Here is a 13,940-nt window from a genome sequence, read left to right on the forward strand (position 1 = left end):
TACCGCCGATCAGCTTAATGGGCGGCGTTTCGAGAACGGGTACCACCCGGTCGGGCGGGCGGACGGTTCGGGTGGCCGCGGCCGTCCGATACACCGGTCGCGGCGGGCGCTCCCGAACGAATGCCGTTCTGCCGCAACCCGGCTGCGCGGGGCAGAGGGCGGACCGCCCGCTGGAGCCGCGTTCGGGCGCATGGCGATCGCGTCCAGTGGCGTTCTCATACCGCGCGGCGCTCCGACGTGGTCCGCAACAGCCCCGGCAGCGGTCAGCGACGGGGCATGAACAGCCGTCTGCGACAGCCCTACACCTGGGGACACCGGTCCACGCCCCGGCGCAAGCGCCCGAACACTGCTCGCGCTCGGCACGGCGGACCCGGCGCGGCCGCGCTCCGGCTCGGCCGCGTGCTTGCTGCGGCGCGGTGGGCAGCGGGCGGTGCGATCCGCGAACAGCTCCGGTGACGAGCGGCGGCGCTCAGCCCGGGGCACCACGGACGACCCCGGCCCCGCGCACGACAGAGGCCCCGCACCGAGGGGGTGCGGGGCCTCGTCAGCGTGCCGGTCCCGGCGCACGCGGGGCGATCGACAACCTCGATCGCGACGTCTGATCAGCGGCCGCCGAACGATCCCGTCCACAGGGTGTTCAGCACACCGTGCAGCGCGGCACCGAGAGTGTTGAACAGGCCGTCGATGGCAGCACTACCGGTGTCGATGATAACGGGGATCATAATTAATTCCTCTTTCGTCGAATTCATCCAGACGAGCTGGCTGACACACGGCACATCGGCGGCCGAGCGGACTCGGTTACGAAATTCTCCAGGATTGTGACGCAGACAACATTTTTCGATTCGGAGTGATCCAGTCGACACCGCACACGCCGATCTCGCCCTGGAAAATGGGGTCTCACCTGGGATTTCATAGCCTCCCAAACCTGGTCGCACGTCCAGTGCGTACGCGCGCGAATGATCCTCGCTTTTCTGTGAGAACTCTGAGAAACGTGCTGAGAATCCATGAGAATCCCGCGTGGAAATCTACGAGAATGACACTTCAAAATCAGCTGCGGCAGCATCGCGCGTGCCCCGAGTAACAGGGGCGGGAGCCATTGGGGGAATTCCCAGGGAATTGTCGACAGCGAATACATGGCAACACGATCGAAAGCGCCCGGCGACTGCGTGAACGCCCGGACTCACCCCGCGCGATCACGGCCGCGCACCCACCCCCGGCAAACATCCGGGAGACGCCCTCAACCGACCCGCACCGCCGCCTCCACGTCCACCTCCGACGCCGCGTCGAGACTCTCCCTCGCGGCGACCACCGCGCGCGCGAACGCCCGCACCCGCGCGTCCTCCGCGCCCCGCCGCCACACCACCCCGAGCCGCGAATCCGGCAGCCCCGTCACGGGTACGAACACGACCGGAGGTCGCTCGTGATAAGACGCCGTCGGCCGGCACAGCAGTAACGCGCCGCGCCCGGTCGCCACCACCGCCAGCCCCTCCTCCAGCGTGCCCACCTCGGGGCCGACGGGGATCGCGCACCCGCCCGGCGTCACGTCGAGCGCCTGCGCGCGCCGCCAGTAGTCGGGGGCGGGCCCGCGCATCCCGATCAACGAGCACTCCGCCAGTTCCTCCGCCGACACCGCCGCCCGCCCGGCGAATGGGTGCCCGGCGGCCACGGCCACCATCATCGGCTGCTCGGAGAACGACGGCCCGAGCACCAGATCGTCCTCCGCCATCGGCAACAACACCGCCGCCACGTCGGCGTCGCCGCGCCGCACCGGGCCGAACGGGTCCGCCAGCGGGATCTCGACCAGATCCACGGCGCAGTCCGGATGCCGCTCCTCGAACACGCCGACCGCCGCCATGATGTGGGCGTTGATCGCGCCCTGAAATCCGACGCGCAACCGGCCCGACACGTCGCGGGCGGCGGCGCGGGCCGCGTCCACCGACGCGTGCAACGCCGCGTACGCGGGGCGCACCCGCTCGAGGAAGTCCGCGCCGAGCGGGGTGAGCCGCACCCGGCGACTGCTCCGGTCGAACAGCCGCGCACCCACCCGCCGCTCCAGCGCCCGCAGCAGCTGGCTCACCCGACTCTGCGACACGTACAGCCGTTCGGCGGCGCGCCCGAAGTGCAGTTCCTCGGCCAGGGCGAGAAACGCCTCGACTTCGCGCAGCTCCACACCGCTCATCCGCACCTCCGCCGTCGATCCATGAGTCCGGCTCATGCAACGATGAGACCTTCGCCGTTGTTTCCGGCCCGGTCGCGCTCTTGGCTGGATGACATGACCGTGACGACCCCGTGCCTCGAAAACCCTCCCGCCCAGCACCTTTCGCCGCGCCGCGCCTGGCTCGGCGTCACCGCGCTCGGCGGCGCCACGTTCACCGTGGTCACCTCCGAGATGCTGCCGGTCGGACTGCTCACCCCCATGGGCGCGAGCCTCGGCGTGAGCGAGGGCGCGGCCGGCTTCGCGCTCACCGTGACCGGCCTGATGGCCGCGGTGTCCGCCGCGCCGCTCACCGCCTGGCTGGGCCGGTTCGACCGCCGCACCCTGTTGTGCGTCCTGCTCGCGGTGGTGGCGGTGGGCAATCTGGCCGCCGCCTGCGCGCCCGGCTACGCGATGCTCATGGCGGGTCGCGTGCTGGTCGGCGCCGGCATGGGCGGGGTGTGGGCGCTGGCGGCGAGCGTGACCGTGCGCCTGGCGCCTGCGCGGTCGATGGCGCGGGCGCTGTCGGTGGTGTTCAGTGGCGTGGCTGTGGCCTCGGTGCTCGGCGTGCCCGCCGGGACGGTGCTGGGGTCGGTCGCGGGGTGGCGCGCGGCGTATGTGGCCGTCGCGGGGCTGTCGGTCGCGGTGTTGCTCGCGCTGGCGCTCACCCTGCCGCGGCTGCCCGCCGAGGGCGCCGTCTCGGTGCGCGGCGCGCTGCGCCGGGCCATCGATCCGCGCGTGCGGGTCGGACTGATCGTCGTGGCGCTGCTGGTGACCGGTCACTTCGCCGCCTACACCTACGTGCGGCCGGTGCTGGAACAGGTCGCGGGCGTCGGCGCGGCGCAGCTGGGCCTGCTGTTGCTGATCTACGGAATCGTTGGCGTGGCGGGCAATTTCGTGTCCGGATCGGTGGCGGCGGTCCGGCCGCGAGCCCTGATGCTGGTCCTCGGTGCGACGATCGCGGTGAGCGTCGCGCTCCTGCCCGTGCTCGGCACGTCGGCGCTGTCGGCCGGCATGCTGCTCGCCGTGTGGGGGCTGGCCTACGGCGGCGTGTCGGTCGGCACCCAGACCTGGGTGCTCACCGCCGCGCCGGACGCGCGGGAGAGCGTCTCGGCCGTCTACGTGTCGGTGTTCAACGCCGCCATCGGCTGCGGCGCCCTGGTGGGCGGGTTCACGGCGGACGGGTTCGGCAGCACGGCGGCGATGGCGCTGGGCGCGGGTCTCGCGCTCGCCGCGGTGGTCGCCGTGGTCGTGGGTCCCGCCGAAAAGGAGATGAAGTCGGCCGCGCCGCGCCTTTAGCATCGAGCGCATGTCTTTGCGCGCTGTGCCCGATTCGATGGACCCGACCGTGGTCGGGTCCATCGACGCCGAGCTGGATCGGGTGGCGCGCGAGCATCGCGTGAACGTGCGGCTGGCGGTCGAAAGCGGCAGCCGCGCTTGGGGTTTCCCGTCGCCGGACTCCGACTACGACTGCCGTTTCGTCTACGTCGCGCACCTGGATACCTACCTGTCGCCGTGGACCTCGCGCGACGTGATCGAGACGCCGCTGGTGGGTCTGCTGGACGTGAACGGCTGGGATCTGACCAAGGCGCTGCGCCTGCTGGTGGCGGGCAACGCCGTGCTCATCGAGTGGCTGATGTCGCCGATCGTGTACCGGGGCGACGCCGAATTCCGCACGGAGCTACGGGAACTCGCCGCGCGGGTGACCGACCGCGACCGCGTGGCCCGCCACTACCTGCACCTCGGCGGCAAGCAGTGGGCGCTGCACCACCGCAACGGTTCGCTGAAGAAGGTGTTCTACTCGCTGCGCCCGGCGATGGCGCTGCGCTGGTTGCGAGAGCATCCCGACGCGGCGGTCGCGCCGATGCACCTGCCCACGCTGCTGGCCGAATGCGAGCTGCCCGTCGAGCTGGTCGCGGCGATCGCCGAGCTCACCGAGCTCGAGTCGCGGACCAGGGAGATGGGCGACGGTGCGGTGCCCGCGCCGATCGTGGCCTTCCTCGAGGGTGAGTTCGACCGCGCGGCAATGGAATTCCCGTCCTCGTCGGGAGGGGACCGGTCGCGGGCGCGGGAGCTCACGGCGGAGTTCTTCCGCGCGCAGGCGCTGGCCGTCAGCCGATGACGCGCACGCCGACGGCTTCCGGCCCGGACTTGCTGTGGCGCAGCTCGAACTGCACCCGCTGCCCCTCGGCGAGGGACCGGAAGCCGGAACCCTCGAGTTCGAGGTAGTCCACGAACACGTCGGAGCCGCCGCCGTCCTGGGCGATGAACCCGAAACCCTTTTCACTGTCGAACCACATCACTGTGCCCTGAGCCATACGCCGCACCTTCTCCGAACGCGCAGAACCGGGGAAGGGTACTACGGCGGGCGCCATCCGGTCCACGGGCCCGCCGGTCACGACGTGCCCGGACATAGCGAAAGGCCCCGCACCGTTGCCGGTGCGGGACCTCGCAAAGTCACGTCGAATCAGGCGACGACGCGGACGTCCTGGGCCTGCGGGCCCTTCTGACCCTGGCCGATCTCGAACTCCACGCGCTGTCCCTCATCCAGGGAGCGGAACCCGGCGCCACTGACCGCCGAGTAGTGCACGAAGACGTCGGGGCCTCCGCCGTCCTGAGCGATGAAGCCGAAGCCCTTCTCGCTGTTGAACCACTTCACAATGCCTTGAGCCATTTCATACTTTCTTGTTGACGAGCCGGGCGCTAGCGTTATGCCCCGGTCTCGTAGATCTACAATGCCATCATCCGACGATTTATTCCACTTTTCGGCGCGAGCACTGTGAGCTATTCAACGTCGGGACCCCCACGTGTCGTGCGGCGCGACAACGCCGGGCAGCGAACACCGACGGCTACCGGGCGGTATTTCCACCCGGCAGCACCACCCACTTCCCCCGCTCACGGGCCGCCAGGGCCCGGCTCATCCGGCCCGCCCCGCCCCCCACCACACCTCCTTCGTAAGACGTTGCAGCGCAACGATTTACCATAGTCAACCGACATCGATCCGCCGCGCGGTCACGCCGCTGGAGCCATTCCGCCCGAACGGCCGCGGACCGGAACCCGCGGGTACTGCCGCGTACCGTCATCGCGGAAATCAGCCGTACCTGTGACCGCAAATGTCAGGCAAACCTCACCTTCCGAGCGCCGAGTTCGGGTCAACTCCGTTTCTCTTTGCCCGGCGCGAGATACCGGAGCTGATCCGCTTTCGCGGATTCGTAGGAGGAACGTCCGGACAGGTGTTCGGGCACACCGACCTCCCACCAGGCGCCCGCCTCCGTCCACGACGACGGCTGCGTGCGGACCACCACCACCGCCGGGCGCGACTCCGCGACCGCGACCGCGCGCGCGTCCCGATAGGCCGCCGCGAACCCGGCCGCATCATTCGCCGGGAACACCGCGCACCCCAGCGATCGGGCGTGGGCGGCGAAATCCACGCGTGGCGGCTCGGCGTGGGTCGTCCGGCAGTCGGCGTAGAAATTGTTGAAGGGCGCGCCGCCCTGGCCCTCTTGCAGCCGGGCGATGACGGCGTAGCCGTCGTTGTCGCACACCACCGCGACGAACGGGTGCCCGGCGAACGCGGCGGAGAACAGCTCGGAGTTCAGCATCAGATACGAGCCGTCGCCGAGCAGGGTGGTCACCAGCCCCTCGGCGTGGGCCATGGCCGCGCCCCACGCGCCGGCGATCTCGTAGCCCATGCAGGAGAAGCCGTACTCGACGTCCATCGTCGGCGCGCCGCCGCTCGCCCGCCAGCCGCCGACCAGCTCGCCGGGCAGGCCGCCCGACGCGGTCAGCACATAGTCACGCGGCCCGGACAGCTCGTTGACGATGCCGACCACCTGCGCGTAGCTGGGCACACCCGACCCGGGGGCGCGCAGCTTGTCGATATGGGCGTCCCATTCCCCGCGCACCGCGGCCGCTCGGGCCGACCAGTCCTCGTCGGCTCGCCAGGTGTCCAGGAGCGGGCCGAGTTCGGCGAGCGTCGCCCCGGCGTCACCCACCACCGCCAGCGCGCCGTGCTTCACGGCGTCGAAGCGCGCGGTGTTCACCGTGACGAATCGCGCGGACGCGTCGAACACGGTCCAGGAGGCGGTGGTGAAGTCCTGGAGCCGCGTGCCGACAGCCAGCACCAGATCCGCCTCGGCGGCAAGGGAGTTCGCCGACGCCGAGCCGGTGATGCCCAGCGGACCGGCGTAGAGCGGATGATCGTGGGGCACCAGGGTTCGCCCGGCCGTGGTCTCGGCGATCGGAATCCCGTGCCGCTCAGCCAGTTTCCGCGCCCGCTCCCCGGCACCCGAATAGCGCACGCCACCGCCGAGCACCAGCAGCGGCCGCCGGGCCGCGCGAACTGCCGTGGCGGCCGTGGCGAGAGCGTCGATGTCGGGGCGCGGACGTGGAATCCGGTGCAGCACAGGCTCGAACAGCGCATCGGGGAAGTCGAAGGTCTCGGCTTGGACGTCCTGCGGTAGCGCGAGCGTCACCGGTCCCGCGTCGGCCGGATCCGTGAGCACCCGGGCGATCTGCGGCAGTGTCGAGATCAGCTGTTCGGGCCGGGTCAAGCGGTCGAAGTACCGGCTGACCGCGCGGAACGCGTCGTTGACGGTGGCGGTCGGGTCGTCGAAGTGCTCCACCTGTTGCAGCACCGGGTCGGGCGCGCGGCTGACGAAGGTGTCACCGGGGAGCAGCAACAGCGGCAGCCGGTTCGCGTGCGCCACCCCGGCGGCCGTCACCATGTTCAGCGCGCCGGGACCGATCGAGGACGTGGCCACGCCGACCTGTCGCCGGTGCGTCGTCTTGGCGAGACCCACCGCGGCCAGCGCCATGCCCTCCTCGGTATGTCCGCGCCACACGGGGACCTCGTCGCGGCGCTCGGCCAGTGCCGTCCCGAGCCCGAGCACGTTGCCGTGGCCGAAGATCGCGAAAACGGCGGGGAACAACGGGACTTCGCGGCCGTCCAGCGTCTGCGACCGCTGCGCGATCAGCCATGCCACCAGGGCCTGGGCCGTCGTCAGTTTCATCGAACCCGTCCTTCGTGCGTCGTGACCGGACAGCGCGGATCGGCCGTCTCGCCCTCCCAGTGCGCGCGGACCCAGCTGTGCGCGGGATCGTCGCAGAACGCCATCGAGCGCTGCGGCGCGGGCCCCGCCAGTACGTTGAGGTAGTACATGGGGTAGCCGGGCGCGGCCACGCACGGGCCGTGGTAGCCGCGCGGGATCAGGAATACGTCACCGTCGCGCACGGCGACGTTCTCGTCCAGCTCACCGTCGGCGGTGTAGGTGCGGTGCAGGCCGAATCCCTCTGGCCCCGGCGTGATCTCGTCGCGCCCGGCGATGCGGAAGTAGTAGATCTCCTCGTTGATCACCTCGCATTCGGAGGCTTCGTCGTGCTTGTGCGGCGGGTACGACGACCAGTTGCCGTCGGGGGTGATCAGCTCGCACGCGTTGAGTTTGTCGGCATGCTCCCAGACGCCCGGGGTACCGAAGTTGTTGACCTGCCTGGTGGCTCGGCCCGCGCCGCGTACCTCGACCGGAACCCCTTCGGCGGGGCCGTATTCCGCCGTCAGCCGCCGATCACATCTCGCCATGGGCAGGGCGATCTCGGCGTCACGCTCGGCGATCAGCTCCACCTCGGCGTCGCGCGGCACGTAGGCGAAGTCGGTCACCCTGGTGAACACCGAATCCCTTCCGGTGAGGGTGAACTCGCGTCCGTCCACGCGCACCGCGCAGCCACCCGAGAGCGGCAGCACGAAGGCCTCGAACTCGCCGGTGTGGACGGTGCGGGGCACCCCGGCGGACAGGTGGAGGACGCGCAATCCCGCGTAAGTCCAGCCCGCGTCGGCGGGGCGGAGCAGGACCGGATCGTCACCGTCGCACAGGGTTCCGGCCGGGCGGTGCAATGCCGTCATGACCGCGCCTCCAGCAGTCGCGCCGCCGCGGCCACCGCGCCCGCGACGTCACCGTCGGGCGGATACAACAGCGTGCGCCCGACCACCAATCCGCGCACCACGTCGTGCCGCAGCGCCCCGCCCCACGACGCGAGGTCGGTCGCCGGATTGCCCGACGGCACGCCGCCGAGCACCAGCACTGGCAGCGTCGTGGCGTCCAGCACCGAAAGATCTTCGGGCGCGGGGATCTTCAGCCACGTGCGCGCGGAGGTGACGCCCAGACCAGCCGCGACCGTGATGGCGCGTTGTAGATCCGGTGCGTCCTTCTGCATCACCAGCGCGCCGTTCTCGTCACGCCGGTACGGCAGCGGTTCCACCATCGCCATCAACCCGTGTTCGGCCAGCTGGGTCACCGCCCGCGCGCACGCGTGCAGGGTCGGCGCCGTGCCGGGATCGGAATCCACCAGGCGCAGCAGCATTTTCCCGCCGTCGAGGCGGCAGCGCACCAGCGATTCGGCGTCGTAGCCGGTGAACCGGTCGTCGATCTCCCAGTCCGCGCCGGCCAGCCCGCCCCGGTTCATGGACCCGATGACGACCTTGTCGTCCAGCGCGCCGAGCAGCAGCAGCTCCTCCACGATGTCGGGCGAACCGAGCACGCCGTCCACAGCCGGGTTGTCCAGCGCGATGAGCAAGCGCTCCAGCAGCGTGCGCCGGTCGGCCATCGCGGTGCGGTCCGGCCCGACGCCGAGCGCGCCCCGCGCGGGGTGGTCGGCGGCGACCAGGAACAGGGTTCCCCGCTCGGACAACAGGTTCGGGCGCCGGCGGCGGCCCGCGTAGGCCTGGTGCACGGCGCCCGGATCGGTGCCGCGCACGCGCAGCAGTTCGCGCCAGCGTTCGTCGGACAGGGTGCGGGTTCCATCGGTCAGGAACACAGCATCTCCTCGATCTCCGCCGCGGTGGGCATGGCGTCGGCGCAGGCCAGGCGCGAGGCGACCAGCGCACCGGCGGCGTTGGCGTAGGCGGCGATCCGCTGCGGTGGCCAGCCCGCGAGCAGTCCGTGCACCAGCGCGCCGCCGAATCCGTCACCGGCCCCTAGTCCGCAGACCACCTCGACGGGGCACGGCGGCACCGTCCAGCGGTCCTCGGCGGTCGCCACCAGTACGCCCTCCGCGCCGCGTTTCACCACCGCGAGCCGCACTCCGCGCGCGAGCAGGCGATCGGCGGCGGCATCGGGGTCGGCGGTGCCGACGGCCACCTCCACTTCGGCGCGGTTGCCGACGACCACGTCGACATGGTCGAGCATCCAACCGATTTCGGCGCTCGCCACCTCCGGATCCGGCCAGAACATCGGCCGGTAGTCGAGGTCCAGCACGGTGTGCCCGCGCCGGGCCCGCCGGATCAGGATCGCGCGCTGGGTGCCACGCGCGGGCTCCGCCGACACCCCGGTGCCGGTAACCCACAGCACCGGAACGGATTCCACGACATCCCAGGGCACGTCGTCCTCGGTGAGCGTGAGATCGGGCGCGATCGGCGCCCGATAGAACAGCAGCGGCGGGTCGGCGGGCGGGTCGAGTGCGCAGAACACCACGGGCGTCTGGAGATTCGCGGCGGTGCCCACATGGGCGGGCGACACCCCGAACCCGGTCAGGGCCTCGCGCACGAAATCGCCGAACCCGTCGGGCCCCACTTTGGTGAGCACCGCCGAGCGCCTGCCGAGCCGAGCCGCCGCGACCGCCACATTGGTGGCCGTGCCGCCCAGGAACTTGCCGAACGTCTCGACCCTGGCCAGCGGGACATCGCTCTGCAACGGATACAGATCCACGCCGACGCGTCCCACGGTGAGCAGTTGGAGCGCGCTCACGGCGAGACCACCCGCTCCAATTCGTGCTGGAGCGCATCGAGTTCGGCGCCACCGGCCATCTGCCGGGTGAGCTCGGGCAGGTCGATCTCGGACTTCTCGTAGGAGCCGAGCATGGTGCCGCGCTTGAGCAGCAGGAACCGGTCGCCGACCGGGTAGGCGTGGTGCGGGTTGTGCGTGATGAGGATGACGCCGAGGCCGCGATCGCGCGCCTGCACGACGTACCGCAGCACCACACCGGCCTGCTTCACACCCAGCGCCGCCGTGGGTTCGTCCAGGATCAGGACCTTCGCGCCGTAATGTACGGCGCGCGCGATGGCGATGCACTGGCGCTGCCCGCCCGAGAGCGTGCCGACCGGCTGCTCCAAGTCGCGGATGTCGATGCCCATGTCAGCCAGGGCGTTTCGCGCGATCTCCTGTCCTTTGCGGCGGTCCAGCAGGCGAATCGGACCCCAGCCGTAGGTGGGTTCGGAACCGAGTACGAAGTTGCGCCACACGCTCATCAGCGGCACCACCGCCAAATCCTGGTAGACGGTGGCGATCCCGCGATCGAGCGCTTCGCGCGGCGAGGCGAGCCGCACCGGCGCGCCGTCGATCCGCAGTTCACCGGCGTCGTGCTGATGCACCCCGGCGAGAATCTTGATGAGCGTGGACTTGCCCGCGCCGTTGTCGCCGAGCACGCACGTGACCTCCCCCGCGTTCACCACGGTGGACACATCGCGCAGGGCGACCACCCCGCCGTAGCGCTTACCGATCCCCTCGGTCTCGATCAGAGCGGTCATCGTCGCACCCTTTCCGCGCGCTTCTTGAAGGCGTTGTTCACCAGCACCGCCGAAAGCAGCAGGATGCCGAGGAACAACATGAACCAGTCGCTGTCCCAGCGGGCGAACACGATGCCCTGGCGCGCCATACCGAAGATGAGCGCGCCGATCGCGGCCCCGATCACCGAGCCGAAGCCGCCGGTGAGCAGGCAACCGCCGACCACCGCGGCGATGATGTACTGGAACTCCAGTCCCACACCCTGATTCGCCTGCACGCTCGCGAATCGCATGATATTGCAGGAGCCGACGACCCAGCCCGCGAACGCCGTGGTCATGAACAGCAGGATCTTGGTGCGCACCGCGGGCACGCCGACGGCCCGCGCGCTGACCAGCGAACCGCCCACCGCGAAGATCCAGTTGCCGAACCGCGTGCGCACCAGCACCAGCGCGGCGATCGCGGTGAGCACGATCCACCACACCACCGACGCCTGGATGCGGGCGTCACCGATATTGGTGGTGGCCGCGAAAACCCAACCGGCCGAGTCGTATCCGTCGGCCGAGCGGATCCCCGAGACCTGCACGGTGCCGGTGACCAGCCGCGTCACACCCAGGTTGAGCCCTTGCAGGGCAAGGAAAGTGCCCAGCGTGACGATGAAACTCGGTAGGCCGGTGCGCATCACGACCCACCCGTTGAGCGCGCCCACCGTGAGCGCGAACGCCAGCGAGACCAGCAGTGCGAACCACACGTTCCAGCCGGCGTGCACCGCCAGCATCGCCGTGATCAGCGCCGTGGACGCGGTCATCACCCCGGCAGAGAGGTCGAATTCGCCGCCGATCATCAGCAGCGCCACCGCGACCGCCATGATGCCGAGCGTCGAGGCGTCGTCCAGCCAGGTCGCGACACCGAGCGGGCTCAGGAACCGATCGGTGATCACCGAGAAGAACACGAACACCACGGCCGCGCCGAGCGCGGCGCCGAGCTCGGGCCGCACGATCAGCCGGTTCAGCAGGGACGGGCCCGCGTCGGGCAGGTTCCCCGGTGCGGAGGATGTCTTTGTGGCAACAGTCATTTCATCACTCCTGGGGTGTCACCGGGTGCCCTGGCCGACCAGCGGGGCGATGGCGTCGACGTTGCCGTCGTCGACGAACGCCGGCCCCGTCTGCACCGGCAGGCCGCCGCCGACCGAGTTCAGGTTCGTCCGGTACAGCTGGAGCATCACGATCGGCAGGTAGCCCTGTTCGTACTGCTGCTGGTCCACGGCGAACAGCAGCCGCCCCGACCGGATCGCCTCCACCACATCGGTATTCAGATCGAATGTCGCCACCGCCGCCTGCGAGGAGGACTCCGAGACCGCGTCCACCGCGCGGGCGGCGATCTGGGAGTTCAGCGTGAGGACCGCGTCGATCGACCGGTCGGCCTCCAGCGCGCCCTTGATCCTGGCCTGCGCGTCGGTCGGATTGTTGATGTCGACCTGCAAGGTGGTGGCGTTGCCACCGAATCCGTTGGTCGCGCCGCCGCAGCGCTCGTTGGCGCCGATATTGCCCGCCTCGTGGATCACGCACAGCAGCTTGGTCTTTCCCGCCTCCGCCAGCCGCCGTCCGGCCGATTCACCGGCCAGGCGCTCGCTCTGCCCGACGTGGCCGATCGCGCCGAACCGCGCCGAGTCGGCCTCGCCGGAGTTGATCGTCACCACCGGGATGCCCGAGGCGATCGCCCGTTCGACCGAGGGCCGCAGCGCTTCCGGGTTCGCCATCGACACCACCAGGCCGTCGACGCCCTGGGCGATCGCGTTGTCGATGAGCTTCGACTGCCCGCCGGGATCACCGTCGGAGGTGTAGTCCACTCGCACGCCCAGCCGCTCCCCGGCCGCCTCCGCGCCGTTCTTCACCACGTTCCAGAACGCGTCGCCCGCGGTGCCGTGGGTCACCACCGCGACCGATTCGAGAGTGCCCGCCGCGACCGGGGTCTGGGTGGTGCCCGCGGTGTCGGCGCCCGGCCCGCTGCACGCCGCGAGCACCGCGCCCGCGGCCAGCCAGGGCAGCGCACGCCACCGGCGCCGTCGAAGTGATCCAGACATCGTTGTCCTCACTTGCTCGTTCCGATCAGATTCCGGCACAGGCGGTTTCGATGCCGAGGCCCGCCAGGTACCGCAGGCTGCGACGGGTGTCGTGTGTCGGTCCGGCCGCCGTGCCGGAGGGGTCGAGGGCCGTATCCTGTTCCAGCACATACCATCCGCGGTATCCCGCGTCGTGTACGTGGCGGATGAGTGCGGCGATGTCCACGTCACCGTCGCCGAGCGGGACGTAGAGGCCGTCGCGCACCGCGGCGCTGTATTCCGCACGGCCGGCGCGTACCTCCTCGGCCAGTGCCGCGCGCACGTCCTTGAGGTGGACGTGGCCGATCCGGTCCGGGTGACGCGCGGCGAGCGTGACCGGATCGGTGCCGCCGATCAGCAGGTGGCCGGTGTCCAGGCACAGGTCGAGGTCGGAGTCGGCGAGGAACCGTTCGACCTCGTTGTCGCGCTCCACACAGGTACCGACATGCGGGTGCAGGACCGTGCGCACCTCGTGCTCGGCGGCGATGTCGCGAATGGTGGCGGCGGTGTCGATCAAGGTGCGCCACTCGTGGGTGGTGAGCACCGGCCTGCTGTCGTATCCGGATTCGCCGGTGGCGGCGGCCAGCACCAGCACTTCGGCGCCCGCGGCGGCGAGCAGGCGAGCAGTGTCGCGCGCGGCGGTGAGCGCGGCGCCGGTCTCCCGGTGCAACGGCACCGCCAAGAAACCGCCGACCACGCCGATGCCGTACTCGTCCAACAGGACGCGCAGGTTGGCCGGTTCCGTGGGGAGGTAGCCCGGCGGACCGAGTTCGGCGGCGGTGATCCCGAGCCCGGCCATCTCCGCGAGCACGGTGCGCGCGTCCAGCACGTGGCCCCAGCCGGGCACTTCGCAGACGCCCCAGGAGATCGGCGCGGCGGCCAGGCGCAGGGGGTGTGTCGAATCGGTCATCAGGACTACTCCGGCCTGTCGATGATCGGTCACGGGGGCGCTCGTGGAAATCGTTAGAGCGCTCCAACTATGTAACCTGCGTCATAGTGTGTCAAGAGGTACGCACGAGGCTGTTTTCGTCATCTACCTCGCGGTACTTGTTTACCGGCGGGTAGCTCGCGGGTTGGCGGGGAGGTATTGGAGCGCTCTATTGCCCGGGGCGCGCCGACCCAGTACCGTGCCTCACATCCCCACTCGCCGCTC

13 protein-coding genes are annotated in these 13,940 nt (G+C 70.4%); 2 read left to right on the forward strand and 11 right to left on the reverse strand.

Annotated elements, in window-relative coordinates; genetic code table 11:
* Positions 1 to 1,237: 1,237 nt before the first annotated feature.
* Positions 1,238 to 2,215 (reverse strand): LysR family transcriptional regulator, encoded by a 978-nt coding sequence (locus tag OHB21_RS35960; RefSeq protein ID WP_228791644.1) that lies wholly within the window; start codon positions 2,213 to 2,215, stop codon positions 1,238 to 1,240.
* 57 nt (positions 2,216 to 2,272) lie between these two features.
* Between OHB21_RS35960 and OHB21_RS35965 the strand changes: the two genes are divergently transcribed.
* Together OHB21_RS35965 and OHB21_RS35970 are read left to right on the forward strand one after the other, a co-directional pair.
* A complete protein-coding gene (locus OHB21_RS35965) occupies positions 2,273 to 3,493 on the forward strand; it encodes an MFS transporter (RefSeq protein ID WP_067508879.1) in 1,221 nt (406 codons plus the stop codon).
* A gap of 10 nt (positions 3,494 to 3,503) precedes the next feature.
* Positions 3,504 to 4,316, forward strand: coding sequence for a nucleotidyltransferase domain-containing protein (locus tag OHB21_RS35970; RefSeq protein ID WP_195126076.1), 813 nt, complete (start codon positions 3,504 to 3,506; stop codon positions 4,314 to 4,316).
* Here OHB21_RS35970 and OHB21_RS35975 read toward each other — a convergent pair.
* The 10 genes from OHB21_RS35975 to OHB21_RS36020 form a co-directional block, all read right to left on the reverse strand.
* Entirely contained in the window at positions 4,306 to 4,512 is a 207-nt protein-coding gene (locus tag OHB21_RS35975) for a cold-shock protein (protein WP_067508875.1), read from the reverse strand. The two genes, OHB21_RS35970 and OHB21_RS35975, sit on opposite strands and share 11 nt — an antisense overlap.
* Positions 4,513 to 4,661: 149 nt before the next feature.
* The gene (locus OHB21_RS35980) at positions 4,662 to 4,868 is read right to left on the reverse strand and encodes a cold-shock protein (protein WP_067508873.1); all 207 of its coding nucleotides are present in this window, start codon (positions 4,866 to 4,868) and stop codon (positions 4,662 to 4,664) included.
* 478 nt (positions 4,869 to 5,346) lie between these two features.
* Positions 5,347 to 7,206 carry a 3D-(3,5/4)-trihydroxycyclohexane-1,2-dione acylhydrolase (decyclizing) gene (gene iolD / locus OHB21_RS35985; protein ID WP_195126075.1) on the reverse strand — a complete coding sequence of 620 codons (1,860 nt, stop codon included), beginning with the start codon at positions 7,204 to 7,206 and terminating at the stop codon, positions 5,347 to 5,349.
* Positions 7,203 to 8,093: a 5-deoxy-glucuronate isomerase gene (gene iolB / locus OHB21_RS35990; RefSeq protein WP_067508869.1), complete on the reverse strand. Its 891-nt coding sequence runs from the start codon at positions 8,091 to 8,093 to the stop codon at positions 7,203 to 7,205. Before iolB ends, iolD begins: the two co-directional genes overlap by 4 nt.
* Entirely contained in the window at positions 8,090 to 8,998 is a 909-nt protein-coding gene (locus OHB21_RS35995; protein WP_198161732.1) for a Cgl0159 family (beta/alpha)8-fold protein, read from the reverse strand. Before OHB21_RS35995 ends, iolB begins: the two co-directional genes overlap by 4 nt.
* Positions 8,995 to 9,933 (reverse strand): 5-dehydro-2-deoxygluconokinase, encoded by a 939-nt coding sequence (gene iolC / locus OHB21_RS36000; RefSeq protein WP_067508867.1) that lies wholly within the window; start codon positions 9,931 to 9,933, stop codon positions 8,995 to 8,997. The genes OHB21_RS35995 and iolC overlap by 4 nt, the downstream gene beginning before the upstream one ends.
* The gene (locus OHB21_RS36005; protein WP_067508865.1) at positions 9,930 to 10,712 is read right to left on the reverse strand and encodes an ATP-binding cassette domain-containing protein; all 783 of its coding nucleotides are present in this window, start codon (positions 10,710 to 10,712) and stop codon (positions 9,930 to 9,932) included. Before OHB21_RS36005 ends, iolC begins: the two co-directional genes overlap by 4 nt.
* Entirely contained in the window at positions 10,709 to 11,761 is a 1,053-nt protein-coding gene (locus OHB21_RS36010; protein WP_067508862.1) for an ABC transporter permease, read from the reverse strand. Before OHB21_RS36010 ends, OHB21_RS36005 begins: the two co-directional genes overlap by 4 nt.
* 18 nt (positions 11,762 to 11,779) lie before the next feature.
* Positions 11,780 to 12,769: a sugar ABC transporter substrate-binding protein gene (locus tag OHB21_RS36015; RefSeq protein WP_195126074.1), complete on the reverse strand. Its 990-nt coding sequence runs from the start codon at positions 12,767 to 12,769 to the stop codon at positions 11,780 to 11,782.
* Positions 12,770 to 12,794: 25 nt separating this feature from the next.
* Entirely contained in the window at positions 12,795 to 13,697 is a 903-nt protein-coding gene (locus OHB21_RS36020) for a TIM barrel protein (RefSeq protein WP_195126073.1), read from the reverse strand.
* Between the last annotated feature and the right edge of the window lie 243 nt (positions 13,698 to 13,940).

This window comes from Nocardia puris, from assembly GCF_036051655.1.
Classification (GTDB): domain Bacteria; phylum Actinomycetota; class Actinomycetes; order Mycobacteriales; family Mycobacteriaceae; genus Nocardia; species Nocardia puris.

Bases quoted from the DNA above. Each gene is read 5' to 3' on its own strand.
- OHB21_RS36005 (WP_067508865.1), bottom strand. From the start codon at position 10,712: ATGACCGCTCTGATCGAGACCGAGGGGATCGGTAAGCGCTACGGCGGG.
- OHB21_RS35965 (WP_067508879.1), top strand. From the start codon at position 2,273: ATGACCGTGACGACCCCGTGCCTCGAAAACCCTCCCGCCCAGCACCTT.
- iolD (WP_195126075.1), bottom strand. From the start codon at position 7,206: ATGAAACTGACGACGGCCCAGGCCCTGGTGGCATGGCTGATCGCGCAG.
- OHB21_RS35960 (WP_228791644.1), bottom strand. From the start codon at position 2,215: ATGAGCCGGACTCATGGATCGACGGCGGAGGTGCGGATGAGCGGTGTG.
- OHB21_RS36020 (WP_195126073.1), bottom strand. From the start codon at position 13,697: ATGACCGATTCGACACACCCCCTGCGCCTGGCCGCCGCGCCGATCTCC.
- OHB21_RS35975 (WP_067508875.1), bottom strand. From the start codon at position 4,512: ATGGCTCAGGGCACAGTGATGTGGTTCGACAGTGAAAAGGGTTTCGGG.
- OHB21_RS35970 (WP_195126076.1), top strand. From the start codon at position 3,504: ATGTCTTTGCGCGCTGTGCCCGATTCGATGGACCCGACCGTGGTCGGG.
- OHB21_RS36015 (WP_195126074.1), bottom strand. From the start codon at position 12,769: ATGTCTGGATCACTTCGACGGCGCCGGTGGCGTGCGCTGCCCTGGCTG.
- OHB21_RS36010 (WP_067508862.1), bottom strand. From the start codon at position 11,761: ATGACTGTTGCCACAAAGACATCCTCCGCACCGGGGAACCTGCCCGAC.
- OHB21_RS35980 (WP_067508873.1), bottom strand. From the start codon at position 4,868: ATGGCTCAAGGCATTGTGAAGTGGTTCAACAGCGAGAAGGGCTTCGGC.
- iolB (WP_067508869.1), bottom strand. From the start codon at position 8,093: ATGACGGCATTGCACCGCCCGGCCGGAACCCTGTGCGACGGTGACGAT.